The organism is Conyzicola lurida, assembly GCF_014204935.1.
GTDB lineage: Bacteria > Actinomycetota > Actinomycetes > Actinomycetales > Microbacteriaceae > Conyzicola > Conyzicola lurida.
Genome location: NZ_JACHMJ010000001.1, coordinates 2,347,238 through 2,362,310, shown reverse-complemented (window position 1 = coordinate 2,362,310; position 15,073 = coordinate 2,347,238). Strand labels below are relative to the sequence as shown.

Genomic DNA, 15,073 nt, shown 5'->3' with positions numbered 1-15,073 from the left:
CAACGAGGAGGCAGCATGACCGCCACAGAGAACGCGACCACCAGCTCTCCCGAACCCACGCCGCCGCAGGTCGGCCAAGCCGCTGTCGTCTACAACCCCATCAAGGTCGACATCGACGCGATCAAGGCGGCGGTGCAGCGCGAGGAAGCCGCCGCGGGCTGGCCCGAGACGCTGTTCTTCGAGACGTCGGCCGAAGACCCCGGACAGGGACCGACCGCCGAGGCGATCGCCGCTGGCGCCACGATGATCATCGTGGCCGGCGGCGACGGCACCGTGCGCGCCGTAGCCGAGGCGCTGCGTGGTTCCGACGTGACACTCGCCCTGCTGCCCTCGGGCACGGGCAACCTGCTCGCCCGCAACCTCAAGCTCACCCTCAACGACATGGATCACTCGATCGCGTCGGCCTTCACCGGCACCGATCGCGACATCGACATCGCCCGCATCAAGATCGAACGCAGCGACAAGTCGGTCGACGAGCACAGCTACCTCGTGATGGCCGGTCTCGGCATCGACGCCAAGATGATCGCCAACACCGACGACGACCTCAAGGCGAAGGCCGGCTGGCTCGCCTACGTGAAGGCCATCGTGCTGGTGTTCAAGGACAAGAACCGCCTGCACTTCCGGTACAAGCTCGACCAGCACCGCGAACGGTCGGTGAGCGCGCACTCGATCATGATCGGGAACTGCGGGTCGCTTCCCGCGAACATTCTGCTGATGCCGGATGCCGCCGTAGACGACGGGGTTTTCGACGTGTTGGTGCTCAACCCGAAGAGCGTTTTCGGTTGGATCCAGATCTTCGGCAAGGTGTTCTGGGAAAACGGCGTCCTCGCCCGCACCAAGGCCGGCCGCAAGCTGCCGACGCGCGACGTCGACGCCCTCAAGTACACGACCGGAACCTCGCTGACCCTGCGGCTGACGAAGCCCGAGGAGATCGAGCTCGACGGCGACGGTTTCGGCGAGGCCGTGGCCTTTAAGACCTGGCTGGAGCCCGGCGGGCTTTCGGTACGGGTGCCGGCGGAGTAACCCCCGCCTCGCACCCGGCTTCCTCAAAGCGGCAAAGAAGGCAACCGCGGCAGACGAGACCCCGAAGAATTGGGACACCCCGGTCGCCGACGAAGGCGACGACATGCTCTTCTAACGGAACCGGTTCCAGAACGGGTACGCGCGATCGATCAACTGGACTACTCCGAGCCGTGCACCAGCGCCAGAATGGCGCGCAACTGACCGACTTCGACCTGGCCGGGAGCGCTGGCAGCACCGGCGGATCCGAACGTGAGGCAGGAGCCGAACGTCTCGCCGGCGAGCCTGGACACCACACCGAGCGAACCCATGGCCATCGTGATGGCCGGCACCCGCGCGTGGTTCGAGCGGAATTCCTCGGTCGCATCGAGCAGCATCAGCACGTCGCGCGCCCTGTGGGGCATAACGGCGATCTTCACGACATCGGCGCCGAGGTCCTGCTGCGCGCGAAGCCGGTCGACGATCTCGTCGCGCTCGGGCGTGGCGTCGAAGTCGTGCGACGACATCACGACCGGCACCCCGGCAGTGTGCGCGGCGGCGACGATGTGCTCGAGCGAGTCGCGGGGCGTGAACTGTTCCACGTCCACGGCGTCGACCAGTCCGCTCTCGATCGCGCGCAGCAGCAGCGACTCGTAGTCGGCGACGGGCAGCTCGCGTTCCCCGCCCTCGGCGAGGGTGCGGAACGTGAAGAGCAGCGGAACATCGGCGGGCAGCGCCGAACGCACGGCGTCGATCGCGGCCGGAGCATCGCCGAGATCGTCGAGGTAATCGGCGCGCAGCTCGACGAGATCGAGGTCGGCCACGGGTAACGCCAGCGTCGCGCTGCGGAGTGCCGCGACATCCGGCCCCATAATCGGCACGCAGATCTTCGGCACACCCTCGCCCAGGACGACGTCACGCAGGGCGACGGCTGCGAGCGGTCGCGGTGAGTCTGCCACGCGGTGCCTTCCGGTCGAGGAGAGATATAGGGGAGGAATGAGTCGCGCATGCGACATCCTCACGGTACCGCGCCCCGGCGGGGTGTCGGCACGAGCGCAGCCGTCGCTGGCAAAATCGAGACACGGCACAACACGAGACGCGTCAAAGAACACGACACGGCGCGATCGACTGCCGACGAACGGCACGGGGGAATCATGAGACAACTGCACTGCGACGTCGTGGTCATCGGGGCCGGCGCCACGGGCCTCACGATCGCGACCGACCTGGAGAAGGCCGGCCTATCGACCATCGTCGTCGAAGCGCGCGACCGCGTCGGCGGCCGCCTGCGCACAGAGACCGTCGAGGGAGCCGTGCTCGAACTCGGCGGCCAGTGGGTCTCGCCCGACCAGGCCGGACTGATCGCCACACTCGACGAACTCGGCCTCGAGACCTTCGAGCGATACCGCGACGGCGACAGCGTCTATGTGGATGCCGCGGGCTCGGCGGTGCGCTTCACCGGCGACCTCTTCCCGACCGCGGTCGAGACGCAGAACGAGATCGAACGGCTCATCGCCCTGCTGTCCGCCCTCACCGACGAGGTCGACCCCGCCGCGCCGTGGGAACACCCGCGAGCCGCGGCCCTCGACGCCCAGTCGTTCCAGGCCTGGCTCGAGGAGCAGTCCGCCGACGCCGAAGCCCGGGCGAATGTCGCCCTGTTCATCGCCGAGGCCATGATCACCAAACCCGCGCACGCGTTCTCGGTTCTGCAGGCGCTGCTGATGGCCGCGAGCGCCGGAGGGTTCCAGCACCTCGTCGACGCCGACTACATCCTCGACAAGCGCGTCGTCGGCGGCCTCCAGCGTGTGCCGCTCGCCCTGGCCGACCGGCTCGGCGACCGGGTGTACCTCGGGCAGCCGGCCCGTCGCATCCGCTGGACCGACTCGGATGTGACAGTCACGACCGACGGCCTCGAGGTGCACGCGCGCCGCGTCGTCGTCGCGGTGCCGCCGAACCTCTACGGCCGTATCGCCTACGAACCCGCGCTGCCCGCCTCGCGCCAGCAGGCGCACCAGCACATCTCGCTCGGCCTCGTCATCAAGGTGCACGCCGTGTACGCGACCCCGTTCTGGCGCGCCGCCGGGCTGTCGGGCACGGCGTTCAGCCCGTTCCAGATCGTGCACGAGGCCTACGACAACTCCGGACACGGCGAAGCAACCGGAACCCTCGTCGGCTTCGTGGCATCCGAGACCGCGGATGCCATGCTCGCCCTCCCCGCAGCCGAGCGCCGCGAACGCATCCTCGCCTCGCTCGCGACCTACTACGGTCCCGAGGCCGAGGACCCCGTCGTCTACTTCGAGAGCGACTGGGTGTCGGAGGAGTGGACCGGCGGCGCCTACGCCGCGAGCTTCGACCTCGGCGGTCTCGCCCGGTTCGGCGCCGTGCTGCGCGAGCCCGTCGGCCCGATCAGCTTCGCCAGCAGCGACCTCGCCGCCGAGGGATACCAGCACGTCGACGGCGCCATCCGCATCGGGCACGAGACCGCGACCCGCATCGCCGGCGAACTGCAGGACTAGAGCGCCAACCGCCTCGCCGACAACGGCGCGATCTCGACCGTCACGCCGTCGACCGTCACGACGACCGCCGCCGGATTCAGGTTCGCGACGAGAGCGACGGTTCCGTCGGCGGTGCGGCCGGCGAGCATCCAGACACCCGAGGGCAGAGGGGCGGATGCCGCGAGCAAGGCCGCGCCCGACAGCCCGTCCAGCCAGCCGATCGCCGTCGCGACCGGGAAGCCGTGCACGCCGCGGTGTCCCCACGACTCGAAGTAGGCGATGCTCGCGACACCCTCCGCGCAGAGCGCCGCGGCACTCGCGACGGTCCAGGCCACGAGGGCGGACGAGGATTGCCGGTCGTCGGTCGCAAAGGGGACGAACTCGGCGCCGTATCCGGCCTCGATGTCGGTCCGGGTATCGGGCGCGGCAGGCGTGGTCGCGACAGCGTTGAACCGCGCGCGCAGAGTGACCGGTCCGACGTGCACCGGGAGTCCGTCGGCGATGCGCAGGGCATCCCGGGCGACCACGGCCTGCATCGCGATCGACTCGACGAGTTGGGCGGTCTCGGTCGCGTGCATCTGCGGCGTGATGCTGACGGTCAGTGCCGGCAGGTCGGGCAGCGCGCCGTGACGCCGGTTGAGTTCGGCGAAGTGCGCGCGCGTCCCGCCGACGAGGTCCGCCGCGAGGCCGCGGGTGCGGGCACCGGCGACCAGCGCGTTCCACAGGGACGGTTCGCTCATGTGGATGCCCGGCGTGTAGACGCCGAGACGGCGCACCGGGACGCCGGCGAGCAGGTCGAGCACCCGGTCGAGTTCGTCCGACGAGGCGGCGATGACCCGGACGTCGAGGGGGCGTCCGTCCGCCTCCGCCCGTGCCCGGTCGAGCACCGCCGACGCGTTCGAGGCGGACGCGTCGACCTCGACGAGCAGCGTCGCCGGGAGCGCCAGACCGTCGGGAACGGAACCGGGCGCCGTCGACGCGCCGACCGCGAACTCGGGCACGGTGAGACCCGTTTCGACGAGCGTGACGGGCTCGGCGACGGGGGAGACGGGAGCGGCCGCCACACGAGCGCCCCGCAGCGAGATCGACTGCTCCACCACGGTGCCGCTCGGCACGAGCACCGGGAACGGCAGCGCCAGCGGCGTGCTGTACGTCTTGAACGAGGCGTCTGTCCAGTTGCGCTGGTCCTCCATCTCGAACACGTCGCCGCGGAACACGAGCGACGACTCGACGCCGTCGCCCATCCAGTGAAGCGCCGCGATGTCGAACGCCGGCTGGTGCGGGCTGACCGACAGCGGGAAGCGGGTCTCGTCCGCGGTGCCGTCCGAGTGCTCGACGACGAGCGGGGTGCCCGCCACGGCGGGCGGGTGCAGCACGACGAGGCCGATGCGGTTGCGCCAGAAGTCGGCGTTCGCGGTCGTCGAGAACGCGACATCCAACGTCGTAAAAGAGCTTCGGGATGCCGCGGCGACACGGAGCTCCCCGTCGAAGTCTGCGCCGAGGCCGACGTGCTTCAGGCGCACGACGAGCTCCGACGCCGACGCGTCCACGCCCGTCACCGCCGCCGGGGCCGTGCCCCAGTCGCGGTCCCGCACCACGGCACGCACCGAGCGCAGCACGACGGTGCCGTCGAAGCGCACGTCGGCGATCTCGTCCGCGCGCAACTCGAGCGACCACGGGCCGCTCGACCAGACCAGGGGTTCGGGCGTGACCTCGCCCCAGGCGGCGTCCGAGATCGCGTGCGAGGTCACAGCGTGGTCATGCCGCCGTCGACGGCGAAGAGCGCGCCCGTGGCGAAGGCGCCGTCGTCGCTGGCGAGGTAGACCATGATGCCCTCGATGTCGGCGGGGGAGCCGGCGCGGCCGAGCGGGATGCGGCCGATGATCGCGGCCCGTGCCTCGGGGTCGGAGGTGATCGCGGAGACGAGAGGGGTCTCGGTGTAGGCGGGCACCACCGTGTTGACGCGGATGTTCTCGCCCGCGTATGCCGCGGCGACCGTGCGGGCGAGACCGTGGATGCCGGCCTTCGACGAGCTGTAGGCGGTGAAGTCGGCGCCCTCTCCGTTCAGGCCGGTGGGGCTTCCGGTGAGGATGATCGACCCGCCGCCCGCGGCGAGCATGGCGCGCACCGCGTGCTTGACGGTGAGGAACGTGCCGGTGAGGTTGATGTCGATCGTGCGGCGCCAGACGTCGAGGTCGAGGTCGGCGACCTTCGCATCGTGGCCGAACAGTTGCACGCCGGCGTTCGCGACGACGACGTCGGGCGTCCAGCCGCTCGCGGCGAGATCCGTGAACGCGCCGCTGACGCTCGCCTCGTCGGAGATGTCGAGCGCGATGCCGCGGGAGTTCTCGCTCTCGGCCGCGGCCGCTTCGGCACCGGCTCCGTCACGGTCCGAGAAAACGACCCGCGCACCCTCCGCGGCGAAGCGGGCGGCGACTCCCCGGCCGATTCCGGCGGCGGCGCCGGTGACCAGGGCCGTCTTGCCGGCGAGGCGGCCGGAGTCAGGCACGGGCGCGGGCGTGGTCACTGACCCGGGAACGGACGCGGACGACGGCGTAGACGGGACGGAAACGGGGTGATCGGTCACGGAATTCCTCTTTGAATTGGTGGGCGGTTCACAGCCGACTATACAACCGGTTGACCGGTTGTATAGTCGGCCGCAACCCTGTTCCGCAGGCTACTTCACCGACCCGCGCATCACCCCGCTGACGACCCAGCGCTGCGCAACCACGTAGACCACGAGCAGGGGAGCGAGCGCCATCAGGTATGACGCGAACGCGACCGTGTAGTTGGTGTTGAACTGGCCTTGGAAGATGAACTGCGCGAGCGGCAGCGTCTGCGCCGACGGATCGGAGAGCACGACGAGCGGCAGCAGAAAGTCGTTCCACGCCCAGACGCAGGTGAGGATTCCGACCGTCGCGTTCATCGGCGCGAGCAGGGGGAAGATCACCTTGCGGAAGACACCCCACGTCGATGCGCCATCCATTCTTGCCGCCTCTTCCAATTCGACCGGGATCGAATTGATGTAGGCCACGAAGATGAAAATGTTGAACGACAGCCCGTAGACCGTGTACAGCAGGATGAGGCCGACCGGGGTGTCGATTCCGAGCAGCGCGGTCTCCTTGACGACCGGCAGCATGATGATCGGGAACGGCACGAAGATCGCCGCGAGGAAGTAGAAGTACAGCCCCTTGAAGAATCTCTTGTGCATGTTGCGTGCGATCGCGTAGGCCACGAGCGAGTTAGTGAGCAGGGTGAGCACGACCGCGCCGACCGTGATGATCGCCGTGTTCAGCAGCGCCCGCGGGAAGTTGGTCAGCTGGTACGCGTCGGCGAAGTTCTCCCAACGGATGCTCGTGGGCAGTTCGAACCCGGTGCCGCCGAGCTGGTCCGGTGTCTTCAGTGCCGTGACCACGGTGAAGTAGAGCGGGATCAGCACGGTGAGCGCGCAGACGGCGATGAGCGCCGTGAGCCACCCGTTGATGCCGCCGTTGCCGCCGTCGAGACGGCGGCGCCGACGCGGTCGGTCGCCTGCCACCCGGGCAGTCGTGGTGAGAGCTTCGTTGTTCTCGAGTGTTGCGGACATTTAGATCGACGCCTCCTTGCGCTGCAGGAACCGCAGCTGGACGAATGACACGAGGATGATGACGAGCAGATAGATGACGGCGTTGGCCATCTGGTAGCCGTACTCGCCGCCCTGGAAACCGCCCCGGTAGATGACCATGGCGATCGACTCGGTCGATGTTCCGGGTCCACCGGCCGTCAACGCGACGATCTGGTCGAAGACCTGCAGGAACGACTTGAACGACAGCACCATGTTGATGGTGAAGTACGCGCCTATGAGTGGGAACGTGATGGAGCGGAACTGACGCCACGAACTCGCGCCGTCGATTCCCGCCGCCTCGTAGACCTCGGCCGGGATGGTCTGCAGGCCCGCGATGTACAGGATGATGTTGAACGCCGCCGCCTGCCACACGGTCACGATCACGATGCCGACCCAGGCGAAGTTCGGGTCGGAGAGGATGTTGCCCGAGAGGCCGTCGAGCCCGAGCGAGGTGAAGATCGCCGGGAACGAGTTCGCGAACAGGTAGTTGAACACGTAGCCGATGATGAGGATCGAGAGCACGTAGGGGATGAAGAACACCCCGCGGAACGCGGTCTTGAACTTGATCTTCGCGTTGAGGCCGAGCGCGATGGCCAGTGCCACCACGTTCACGAGGATCGTGGAGACGATCGCGAACCCGAAGGTGAAGGTGTACGAACTGAGCACGCGGCTGTCCTGGAACAGGTTGATGTAGTTCGAGATGCCCACGAAGTCCCACGTGCCGTAGCCGGCGTAGTTGGTGAGGCTGAAGAACATACCCGAGAGCACGGGGATGGTGTGCAGGCCGAAGAAGATCACGACGGCCGGCATGACCATCCAGTAGAAGGTGCGCGGGGTGCGGGTAAAGCTTCTGGTAGTCATCACTTGCCCTGTCTTTGCGTAGCGGTACGGGCGGCGACCTTGCTCCACTCGGAGTCGAGGTCGCGGAGGAACTCCTCGGAGTCGCCGGAGATGACCATCGACTGCAGGAGGTTGACGAGCGGGATCGACGCGGGGATCTGGTGGTCGATGAAGCCGATGATCTTGCCGTCGCTGAAGTACGGCTCGAGCCCGGCGAGGGCGGTGTCGGCGTTCGGTTCGGCGTTCTTCAACGGCGAGAAGGTGCTCTGCGCCTCGGTGTAGGCCTGCACGACGTCGGGCGACATCAGATAGTCGACGAAGCGCTGCGCCTCGGCCGCGTGCGGGGTGTCGCGCCCGATCATGATGCCCACGTCGACACCCGAGACCACCACGCGGTCGTCGGCGTCGTCGGTCACCGGGTAGGGGAACGACCCGATCGGCGCCTCGGCGTTGTTGGCCCGGATCGCCGGGATCGCGTACGAGCCTTGCAGGTACATGGCAGAAGCGCCCTCGGCGAACGCCTTATTACCCGCGTTGTAATCGCGGCTCGCAAAGTCGTCCTGGCAGTAGGAGAAGAGCTCGACCTCCTTCGCCATCGACTCGTCGAAGTCCTTCGAGAACGAGACTTTGTCGAGGTCGGAACCCTCCGCCCGCAGGTCGTCGAAGAAGCCCTCGGGGGCGAGGGTGCCGCCGAGGTTCACGAACGCCGGTCCGGCAGTCCAGGCGTCCTTCATGGTGCAGTAGAAGGGATCGACCCCGTTCGCTTGGAACGTCTCGGCGGCCGCGATGAGCTCGTCCCAGGTGGTGGGCACCTCGACGTCGTTGGCCGCGAAGATCTCGGGGTTGTATAGGATCCCCGAGGCGTTGCTGGCGAACGGCAGGGCGTTGATCTCGTCGCCGTCGGAGCCGCCGTCGGCGGTGCAGGTACCGAGGTCCTGCACGATCTGCTGAACAGCGGGGTTCACGGTGTCGACCACCGGCTCGTCGGCCAGATCGGCGAAAATGCACGCGCGCGCGAGTTCGCCGTAGTTGCCGTTGACGTTGAGAGTGAGCACGTCGGGCACCTTGTTCTTGACGAGCAACGTGCGGATCGCGGTGTCCGGGTCGGGCACCGAGTTCTGCACGACCCGGATGTCGGGGTTGGCCGCCTCGAAGTCGGCCACGATATCGGTGAAGTTGCCCACCGCCTCCGGCTTGAACTGGAAGAAGTTGAGCGTGACGACGCCGTCGTCCTGCGGAGCACAACCCGACAGTGCGACAGCGGTGGCGGCCACGGCGACGAGACCGACGGACACGCGCCATCGGCGCCGCACCGGCCGTGGTTCTCGGGAACTGGGACTGGAACTGGTTCGGTCGTGCATTGTGCGCCTCCTTGCGCTCGGGGGTGCCGTGGGTCAGACGGCGGTGATGTCGATGACGGCGAGTCTTTCTGGGACGAGGACCGGCGCCTGCACTCCGACGGTGCGGAGTGCCCGGCCGGTGAGGACGAGGGGAAGCTGAGTCCAGAGCAAGGGCGACTGGCCGGATGTCGCTCCGGTGTCGGGGCTCGCGGAGAGACGGACGGAGTAGCGCGTCTCGTCGTCGAGGCCCGCGAAGGTGATCGGGCCGGCGGGGTACGACGCGCTCGCTCGGGTCTGTGCGAAGACGAACAGCGCCCGCGACCGGTCGGCGGCGACGACGCCGCGCAGGTCCATCGAGTCGTCCGGCAGGTCGACCGAGACAGCGGTACCGGTGTGGAAGAGCGGGCGGTTGGTCTTGTGGAAGGCGACCCAGGCGGCGAGCTCGTCTGCCTCGGCGGCGTCGAGCCCGCTGATGTCCCACTCGATGCCGAAGTGGCCGAACAGGGCGACGCCGGCGCGGAAGGCGAGGTCGTGCCTACGCCCGGTGGCGTGCGACCGCGGCCCGCCGATGTGGGCGCCCATCAGTTCGTAGGGCACGAGAAGTCCGGTGTAGCGCTGGTTCTCGAGGCGCTCGAGCGGGTCGATGCAGTCGCTCGTCCAGATACGGTCGGTGTGGTCGAGGATGCCGAGGTCGACGCGTGCTCCGCCGGACGCGCAACTCTCGATTTCGAGCCCCGGGTGCCCGGCACGCAGCTCGTCGAGCAGGCGGTAGAGAGCGGTCGTCGATTCGTGCACGGCGGGACGGCCCGTGACCGTGCTGCCGGCGTCGGTGAGTTCGCGATTGTGGTCCCACTTGAGGTAGCCGATCGGGTATTCGTCGAGCAGCGCGTTCAGCCGTTCGAGCAGGTAGGCGTACGCCCCCGGGTTGGAGAGGTCGAGCACCTGCTGCTGCCGGCCCTCGACGGGCAGCCGCCCGCCGGCCTGGAGGATCCAGTCGGGGTGGGCGCGCGCGAGGTCGGAGTCGGGGTTCACCATCTCCGGTTCCACCCACAGCCCGAACTGCATGCCGAGCGACGCCACGTGGTCGACTAGGGGCGTGAGACCGTGTGGCCAGACGTCGGCGTCGACGTACCAGTCGCCGAGACCGGCGGTGTCGTCGCGTCGGCCGCGGAACCAGCCGTCGTCGAGCACGAAGCGTTCGACGCCGACGCCGGCCGCGGCATCCGCCAATGCCGTGAGACGCCCGAGGTCGTGGTCGAAGTACACGGCCTCCCAGGTATTGAGGGTCACGGGCCTGTCGCTCGACGGGTGTGATTCGCGTGCCCTCAGCGAGCGGTGGAAGCGGGCGGAGAGCTCGTTGAGCCCGTGGCCCCAGGACCCGATCGCGGCAGGGGTCGTGTAGCTCTCGCCCGGAGCGAGCCGGATCTCGCCGTGGCCGAGCAGCTCGCCCGCCTGCAGCCCGCTCGCGCCGGTGACGAGGCGCTCCGCGGCGAGCCGGTGGTTGCCGCTCCAGGCGAGGTGGACCGCGTGCACGAGGCCGCGCTCGAAGCCGAATCCGGGGGTGCCCGCGGTCAGCAGCAGCGTGGCGTCGGCGCCGGGGCGTCCCTTGCGGCTCTCGCGCTGGTGCCGACCGGTGGTGAATGCGTGCCGCTGCGGCGTGCGCTCGCGGAGGTGGCGCCCCGTAGTGTCCAGGATCTCGGTCGCGGTCGACGGAAGAGGGAACGTGACGCAGAGGTCGCCGAGCTCGTACACGTCGTCGCCCGTGTTGGTCAGCGTGAGTGTCTGGCGCAGCAGTCCGGCGGCGTCGACCTCGAGGTCGAGGCGCAGGGCGAGCCCCGCCTCCTCGTCCGCGGCCTCGAGGTGGAGACCGGTCGCCGTGTGGTCGAGCTGCACGGCGGTGATGGCGGGGGAGAAAGACCGCCCCTCGCGGCTGCCGGTGAGTCCCGGGGTGCCCTGCCAGCCGAATGCCTCCTGAGGGAGCACGGTGAGCCGGGCGGGGATGTCGAGTCCACCCGAGACGCGCTGGGGGATCGACGCTGTCGCGACCGCCGTCATCTCGTCGGAGTCCAGTTCGCCGAGGTCCTCACCCCAGTAGACGACGGCGGGCGTGCCCGCCGTATCGAGGTCGAGGAGGACACTGGTGCCCCCGTTCCGGAGGTGAATGGCACTCGCGCTTCTTTGCATGGCTTATTTTTACGACGAAAAAAAGAGACTGTCAAGAGGGGGATATTCGTCGGACAAGGGGCGCAGCACCGCGCTGATCGCTGATATTTAGTCCATAATGAAAATATTGCGGGTGCGAGGGAGCGAAAATGACGATCGAGACGGCGTCTGTCGCCGGTCCGGCACGCCAGCTCGCGCGTGAGGTGCTGATCCACGGACCGATCTCGCGCGCCGAACTCGGCCAACGGCTCGGCCTCTCGCCGGCCAGCCTCACCCGGTTGAGCAAGCCCTTCATCGACCGCGGACTATTCGTCGATGCCCCCGGAAGCAACGACGGGGCACTCGGCCGCCCGGCCAGACCCCTCGACGTGCTTGTCGACTCGCAGCGGTTCATCGGTGTGAAGATCACCGCCGACCAGGTCTTCGGTGTCGCCACCGACCTGCGCGCCACCCCGCTGGCCTCGGCCGTGGTCGATCTCGACGGTGAGGACCGCCACACTCCCGAGCGGGTAATCGCCGCCATCGCCGACCTCGTCGCCGATCTCGGGGGAGTCGACGGGATCACCTCCGTCGGCGTGACCCTCGGCGGCAAGGTCGTCCGTTCGAGCGTGGCCGACCGTGCGCCGTTCCTCGGCTGGCGAGGCGTCGACCTCGGAACGCTGGTGGGCGACGCCCTCGGCGTGCCCGTGATCGTGGAGAACGACGTCACCGCCCTCACCGCCGCCGAGCAGTGGTTCGGCGAGGCCAAGGGGATCGACAACTTCGCGGTCGTCACGATCGGCGCCGGTGTGGGCTACGGCCTCGTCATCCACGGCCACCCCGTCGTCACGAGCGACACCGGACTCGGCCTGGGCGGGCACTTCCCGCTCGACCCCACGGGACCGCTCTGCTTCGAGGGCCACCGCGGGTGCTCGACCGCGATGCTGTCGATCCCGAGCATGTGCGCGAGCGCGCGCGGCGGCCTCGGCCGCGACGTGGGGTACGACGAACTGCTCGACCTCGCCATCGCCGGGGATCCGGTGGCCACCGCGGTCGTGGACGCCGCGGCCCGTGCGCTGGGACGTCTGATCGCGGCATCCGCCAATCTGGCAATGGTCGAGACCGTCGTGCTGTCGGGCGAGGGGATCGCGCTCGCCGACGCCAAGCTCGACCTCGTCGTGGCGACGCTGCGGGCCGACCGCGACCCCGAGGCCACCCCCGTGCGCATCATCGTCGACCGCGCGGGCTTCTCGGCATGGGCGCGGGGTGCCGCCGCGGTCGCGATCCAGGCGTCGTTCGTCTAGTTGCGGCCCCTGGCGAGTTACGGGCCCTTGGTCATCCTGCGCACCTCGTTGTCGATGTCCTGCTCGGTGATCTGCCGGCTGCTCGGCCCGTAGGCGTCGAGCCCGATGAAGACCGCGGCGATCCCCATGCCGAGGAACGGCCAGATCGGCCAGAAGTACACGCGGATGTCGCCGCCCGAACTGAAGAACCAGATCGCGACGAGCAGCACCGTGACCGCAGCCCAGATGCCGATGAAGGTCCAGAAATCGCGCTTCGCTCTGAGCCGGCGCTTGGCCAGCTGGCGCAGGTCGTCGTTCGTCATGCGCACAGTGTGCTCGCCCCCGGGCGACGGCGACAAGATGCTGTCGACGGATGACGCGGCTCCACCGACCGGTGGATGCCGGCTACGCGTCGACGGGCTGCGGGGATGCGGGTTGGTCGGGATTTCGACCGGACGCAGATTGTCTGTGGAGCACGCTGGGAGTCCTGTATCGTAAGGCTCTGCGAAGGGGAGTATCCCACCTCGCTGTGATCGTCAACACGAGCCCCACCGCCGCGGCTCCGGTCGCGGTGGCGCTATCGGACACCGCGAGACCCGGGTGCCCTATGACGCGGGAGAGACTTTCGGGTTTCCTCCTGCCCACATACTTTTTCCGAAACGGATCCCGCCCTTATGGACGTTGAACTTCCTCTCGCGTTCGAGATCACCTCGTACGCCGTGCTCATCGCGATCATCATCGCCGACCTCGTGCTCGCGTACCGCCGTCCGCACATCCCGACGACGAAGGAATCGGCGCTCTGGGTGACCTTCTACGTCGGGCTCGCGCTGGTGTTCGCAGTGGTCATGTACTTCGTGGGCGGTGCCGAGCACGCCGGGCAGTTCGTCGCCGGCTGGCTCACCGAGTACAGCCTCTCGATCGACAACCTCTTCGTCTTCGTCATCATCATGGCGAGGTTCTCGGTACCGAGGAAGTACCAGCAGGAAGTGCTGATGGTCGGGATCATCCTCGCGCTGATCTTCCGGGGAATCTTCATCATGCTCGGCGCCGTCGTCATCGAGCAGTTCAGCGCCGTCTTCTACCTGTTCGGCCTGTTCCTCGTCTACACGGCCTTCAACCAGGCCTTCACGAACCACGACGAGGAAGAGGAGACCGAGAACAAGCTCATCGGCTTCCTGCGCAAGCGCATCGCGATCACCGACCACTTCGACGGCGCCAAGATCCGCACGGTCGTCGACGGTAAGAAGATCTTCACGCCGATCCTCATCGTCTTCATCGCGATCGGAACCACCGACATCGTGTTCGCCCTCGACTCGATCCCCGCGATCTTCGGCATCACGCAGAGCCCGTTCATCGTCTTCGCGGCCAACATCTTCGCGCTGATGGGTCTGCGCCAGCTGTACTTCCTGCTCGGCGACCTCATCGACCGCCTCGTCTACCTCAAGTACGGCATCGCCTTCATCCTCGCCTTCATCGGCGTGAAGCTGTTCTTCCACGCCCTGCACGAGAACGAGCTGCCGTTCATCAACGGCGGCGAGCACGTCGAGTGGGCGCCCGAGATCGACACCTTCACCTCCCTCATCGTGATCCTCGCCTCGATGGCCGTCGCCACCGGTGCCAGCCTCATCAAAATCCGCCGCGACGCCGCCAAGGCGCCGGCGGTCGCACCGGGCCCGAGCGAGAAGCACGACACGGATGCCCACTAGCCCCCTCTCGCTCGCCGAGCAGCTCTACCTGGTGCTGCACTACGAGCCCGTCGGCGGCGAACTGCTGCGCAACGGCAAGGTCAACGGCTCCGAGTCGCAGGCCCTCGCCGCCGCGACCCTGGTCGAACTGCTCGATTCAGAGACGGTGGATGTCGCGACCGCACGCCGCGGAAAGCCCGAGACCCTCGTGGTCGAGGCCGGCTCCACCGTCGCGCCCGAGGCCGTCGCGGTGCTCGCCGCGCAGCGCAAGCCGCGCGGCATCACCTGGGCGCTCGGCAACCTCGGCACCTCCGCGCCGGTGGTCGCGCGGCTGGTCGCTCTCGGGTTCGTGGTCGCCGAGACCAAACCGTCGGCGGCGCTGCTGCCCGACGGAGTGACGGCGCTCCGCGGCATCCGGGGGTCTCTCGATTCTGTGGTTCTCGGTTCTGCCGACGAGCTCGGCGAACCCGACACGTCGTGGACCATCGCGGCGATCCTCTGGGCGGGCAAAGTGTGGCGCAATGTGTACTCGGTGAAAGAGCGCGACGAACGCGAGGCGGTGGCCGACCGGCTCGCTTTCGTGGCAGACCGGGTGGCCGGCCCGCGGGGGAGCTCCCTCGTGATCACGCGTCTCGGCGAGGTTTCCGTCTCGGCCTAGGGCCGCGGCGGAGCGGGCCATGGGTAGTTC

General features: G+C 68.2%; 13 protein-coding genes. 5 read left to right on the top strand and 8 right to left on the bottom strand.

The features are described 5' to 3' along the window. Nucleotides 1-15: 15 nt before the first annotated feature. A complete protein-coding gene (locus tag HD599_RS11425; protein ID WP_184237598.1) occupies nucleotides 16-1,023 on the top strand; it encodes a diacylglycerol/lipid kinase family protein in 1,008 nt (335 codons plus the stop codon). Between the two features lie 158 nt (nucleotides 1,024-1,181). Here HD599_RS11425 and aroD read toward each other — a convergent pair whose 3' ends face one another. Further along, nucleotides 1,182-1,958, bottom strand: coding sequence for a type I 3-dehydroquinate dehydratase (gene aroD / locus HD599_RS11420; protein ID WP_221420490.1), 777 nt, complete (start codon nucleotides 1,956-1,958; stop codon nucleotides 1,182-1,184). A 195-nt stretch (nucleotides 1,959-2,153) separates the two neighbouring features. On the opposite strand from aroD, the gene HD599_RS11415 reads away from it, so the two are divergent. Further along, on the top strand, nucleotides 2,154-3,512 hold the full coding sequence (locus HD599_RS11415) for a flavin monoamine oxidase family protein (protein ID WP_184237595.1): 1,359 nt from the start codon (nucleotides 2,154-2,156) through the stop codon (nucleotides 3,510-3,512). On the opposite strand, the gene HD599_RS11410 is transcribed toward HD599_RS11415, so the two are convergent. The 6 genes from HD599_RS11410 to HD599_RS11385 form a co-directional block, all read right to left on the bottom strand. Continuing rightward, complete coding sequence (locus HD599_RS11410) at nucleotides 3,509-5,242, bottom strand: D-apionate lactonase family protein (protein WP_184237592.1); 1,734 nt, start codon at nucleotides 5,240-5,242, stop codon at nucleotides 3,509-3,511. The genes HD599_RS11415 and HD599_RS11410 overlap by 4 nt on opposite strands. Then, nucleotides 5,239-6,078 (bottom strand): SDR family NAD(P)-dependent oxidoreductase, encoded by an 840-nt coding sequence (locus tag HD599_RS11405; protein ID WP_343062028.1) that lies wholly within the window; start codon nucleotides 6,076-6,078, stop codon nucleotides 5,239-5,241. The genes HD599_RS11410 and HD599_RS11405 overlap by 4 nt, the downstream gene beginning before the upstream one ends. Nucleotides 6,079-6,168: 90 nt before the next feature. Then, a complete protein-coding gene (locus tag HD599_RS11400; protein ID WP_184237589.1) occupies nucleotides 6,169-7,077 on the bottom strand; it encodes a carbohydrate ABC transporter permease in 909 nt (302 codons plus the stop codon). Continuing rightward, on the bottom strand, nucleotides 7,078-7,956 hold the full coding sequence (locus tag HD599_RS11395) for a carbohydrate ABC transporter permease (protein ID WP_184240566.1): 879 nt from the start codon (nucleotides 7,954-7,956) through the stop codon (nucleotides 7,078-7,080). Next, the gene (locus HD599_RS11390; RefSeq protein WP_343062027.1) at nucleotides 7,956-9,230 is read right to left on the bottom strand and encodes an ABC transporter substrate-binding protein; all 1,275 of its coding nucleotides are present in this window, start codon (nucleotides 9,228-9,230) and stop codon (nucleotides 7,956-7,958) included. The genes HD599_RS11395 and HD599_RS11390 overlap by 1 nt, the downstream gene beginning before the upstream one ends. 99 nt (nucleotides 9,231-9,329) lie before the next feature. Continuing rightward, nucleotides 9,330-11,459: an alpha-galactosidase gene (locus HD599_RS11385; protein WP_184237581.1), complete on the bottom strand. Its 2,130-nt coding sequence runs from the start codon at nucleotides 11,457-11,459 to the stop codon at nucleotides 9,330-9,332. A gap of 128 nt (nucleotides 11,460-11,587) precedes the next feature. On the opposite strand from HD599_RS11385, the gene HD599_RS11380 reads away from it, so the two are divergent. Beyond that, on the top strand, nucleotides 11,588-12,721 hold the full coding sequence (locus tag HD599_RS11380; RefSeq protein ID WP_184237579.1) for an ROK family transcriptional regulator: 1,134 nt from the start codon (nucleotides 11,588-11,590) through the stop codon (nucleotides 12,719-12,721). 17 nt (nucleotides 12,722-12,738) lie between these two features. Here HD599_RS11380 and HD599_RS11375 read toward each other — a convergent pair whose 3' ends face one another. Further along, on the bottom strand, nucleotides 12,739-13,023 hold the full coding sequence (locus HD599_RS11375) for a 2TM domain-containing protein (protein WP_184237576.1): 285 nt from the start codon (nucleotides 13,021-13,023) through the stop codon (nucleotides 12,739-12,741). Nucleotides 13,024-13,374: 351 nt separating this feature from the next. Here HD599_RS11375 and HD599_RS11370 point away from each other — a divergent pair, with 351 nt between their 5' ends. Continuing rightward, nucleotides 13,375-14,406, top strand: coding sequence for a TerC family protein (locus tag HD599_RS11370; RefSeq protein ID WP_184237573.1), 1,032 nt, complete (start codon nucleotides 13,375-13,377; stop codon nucleotides 14,404-14,406). Continuing rightward, nucleotides 14,396-15,043, top strand: coding sequence for a GPP34 family phosphoprotein (locus tag HD599_RS11365; protein WP_184237570.1), 648 nt, complete (start codon nucleotides 14,396-14,398; stop codon nucleotides 15,041-15,043). The genes HD599_RS11370 and HD599_RS11365 overlap by 11 nt, the downstream gene beginning before the upstream one ends. Nucleotides 15,044-15,073: the final 30 nt, after the last annotated feature.

Bases quoted from the DNA above. Each gene is read 5' to 3' on its own strand.
- HD599_RS11425 (WP_184237598.1), top strand. From the start codon at position 16: ATGACCGCCACAGAGAACGCGACCACCAGCTCTCCCGAACCCACGCCG.
- HD599_RS11415 (WP_184237595.1), top strand. From the start codon at position 2,154: ATGAGACAACTGCACTGCGACGTCGTGGTCATCGGGGCCGGCGCCACG.
- HD599_RS11395 (WP_184240566.1), bottom strand. From the start codon at position 7,956: ATGACTACCAGAAGCTTTACCCGCACCCCGCGCACCTTCTACTGGATG.
- HD599_RS11400 (WP_184237589.1), bottom strand. From the start codon at position 7,077: ATGTCCGCAACACTCGAGAACAACGAAGCTCTCACCACGACTGCCCGG.
- HD599_RS11365 (WP_184237570.1), top strand. From the start codon at position 14,396: ATGCCCACTAGCCCCCTCTCGCTCGCCGAGCAGCTCTACCTGGTGCTG.
- HD599_RS11380 (WP_184237579.1), top strand. From the start codon at position 11,588: ATGACGATCGAGACGGCGTCTGTCGCCGGTCCGGCACGCCAGCTCGCG.
- HD599_RS11385 (WP_184237581.1), bottom strand. From the start codon at position 11,459: ATGCAAAGAAGCGCGAGTGCCATTCACCTCCGGAACGGGGGCACCAGT.
- HD599_RS11375 (WP_184237576.1), bottom strand. From the start codon at position 13,023: ATGACGAACGACGACCTGCGCCAGCTGGCCAAGCGCCGGCTCAGAGCG.
- HD599_RS11370 (WP_184237573.1), top strand. From the start codon at position 13,375: ATGGACGTTGAACTTCCTCTCGCGTTCGAGATCACCTCGTACGCCGTG.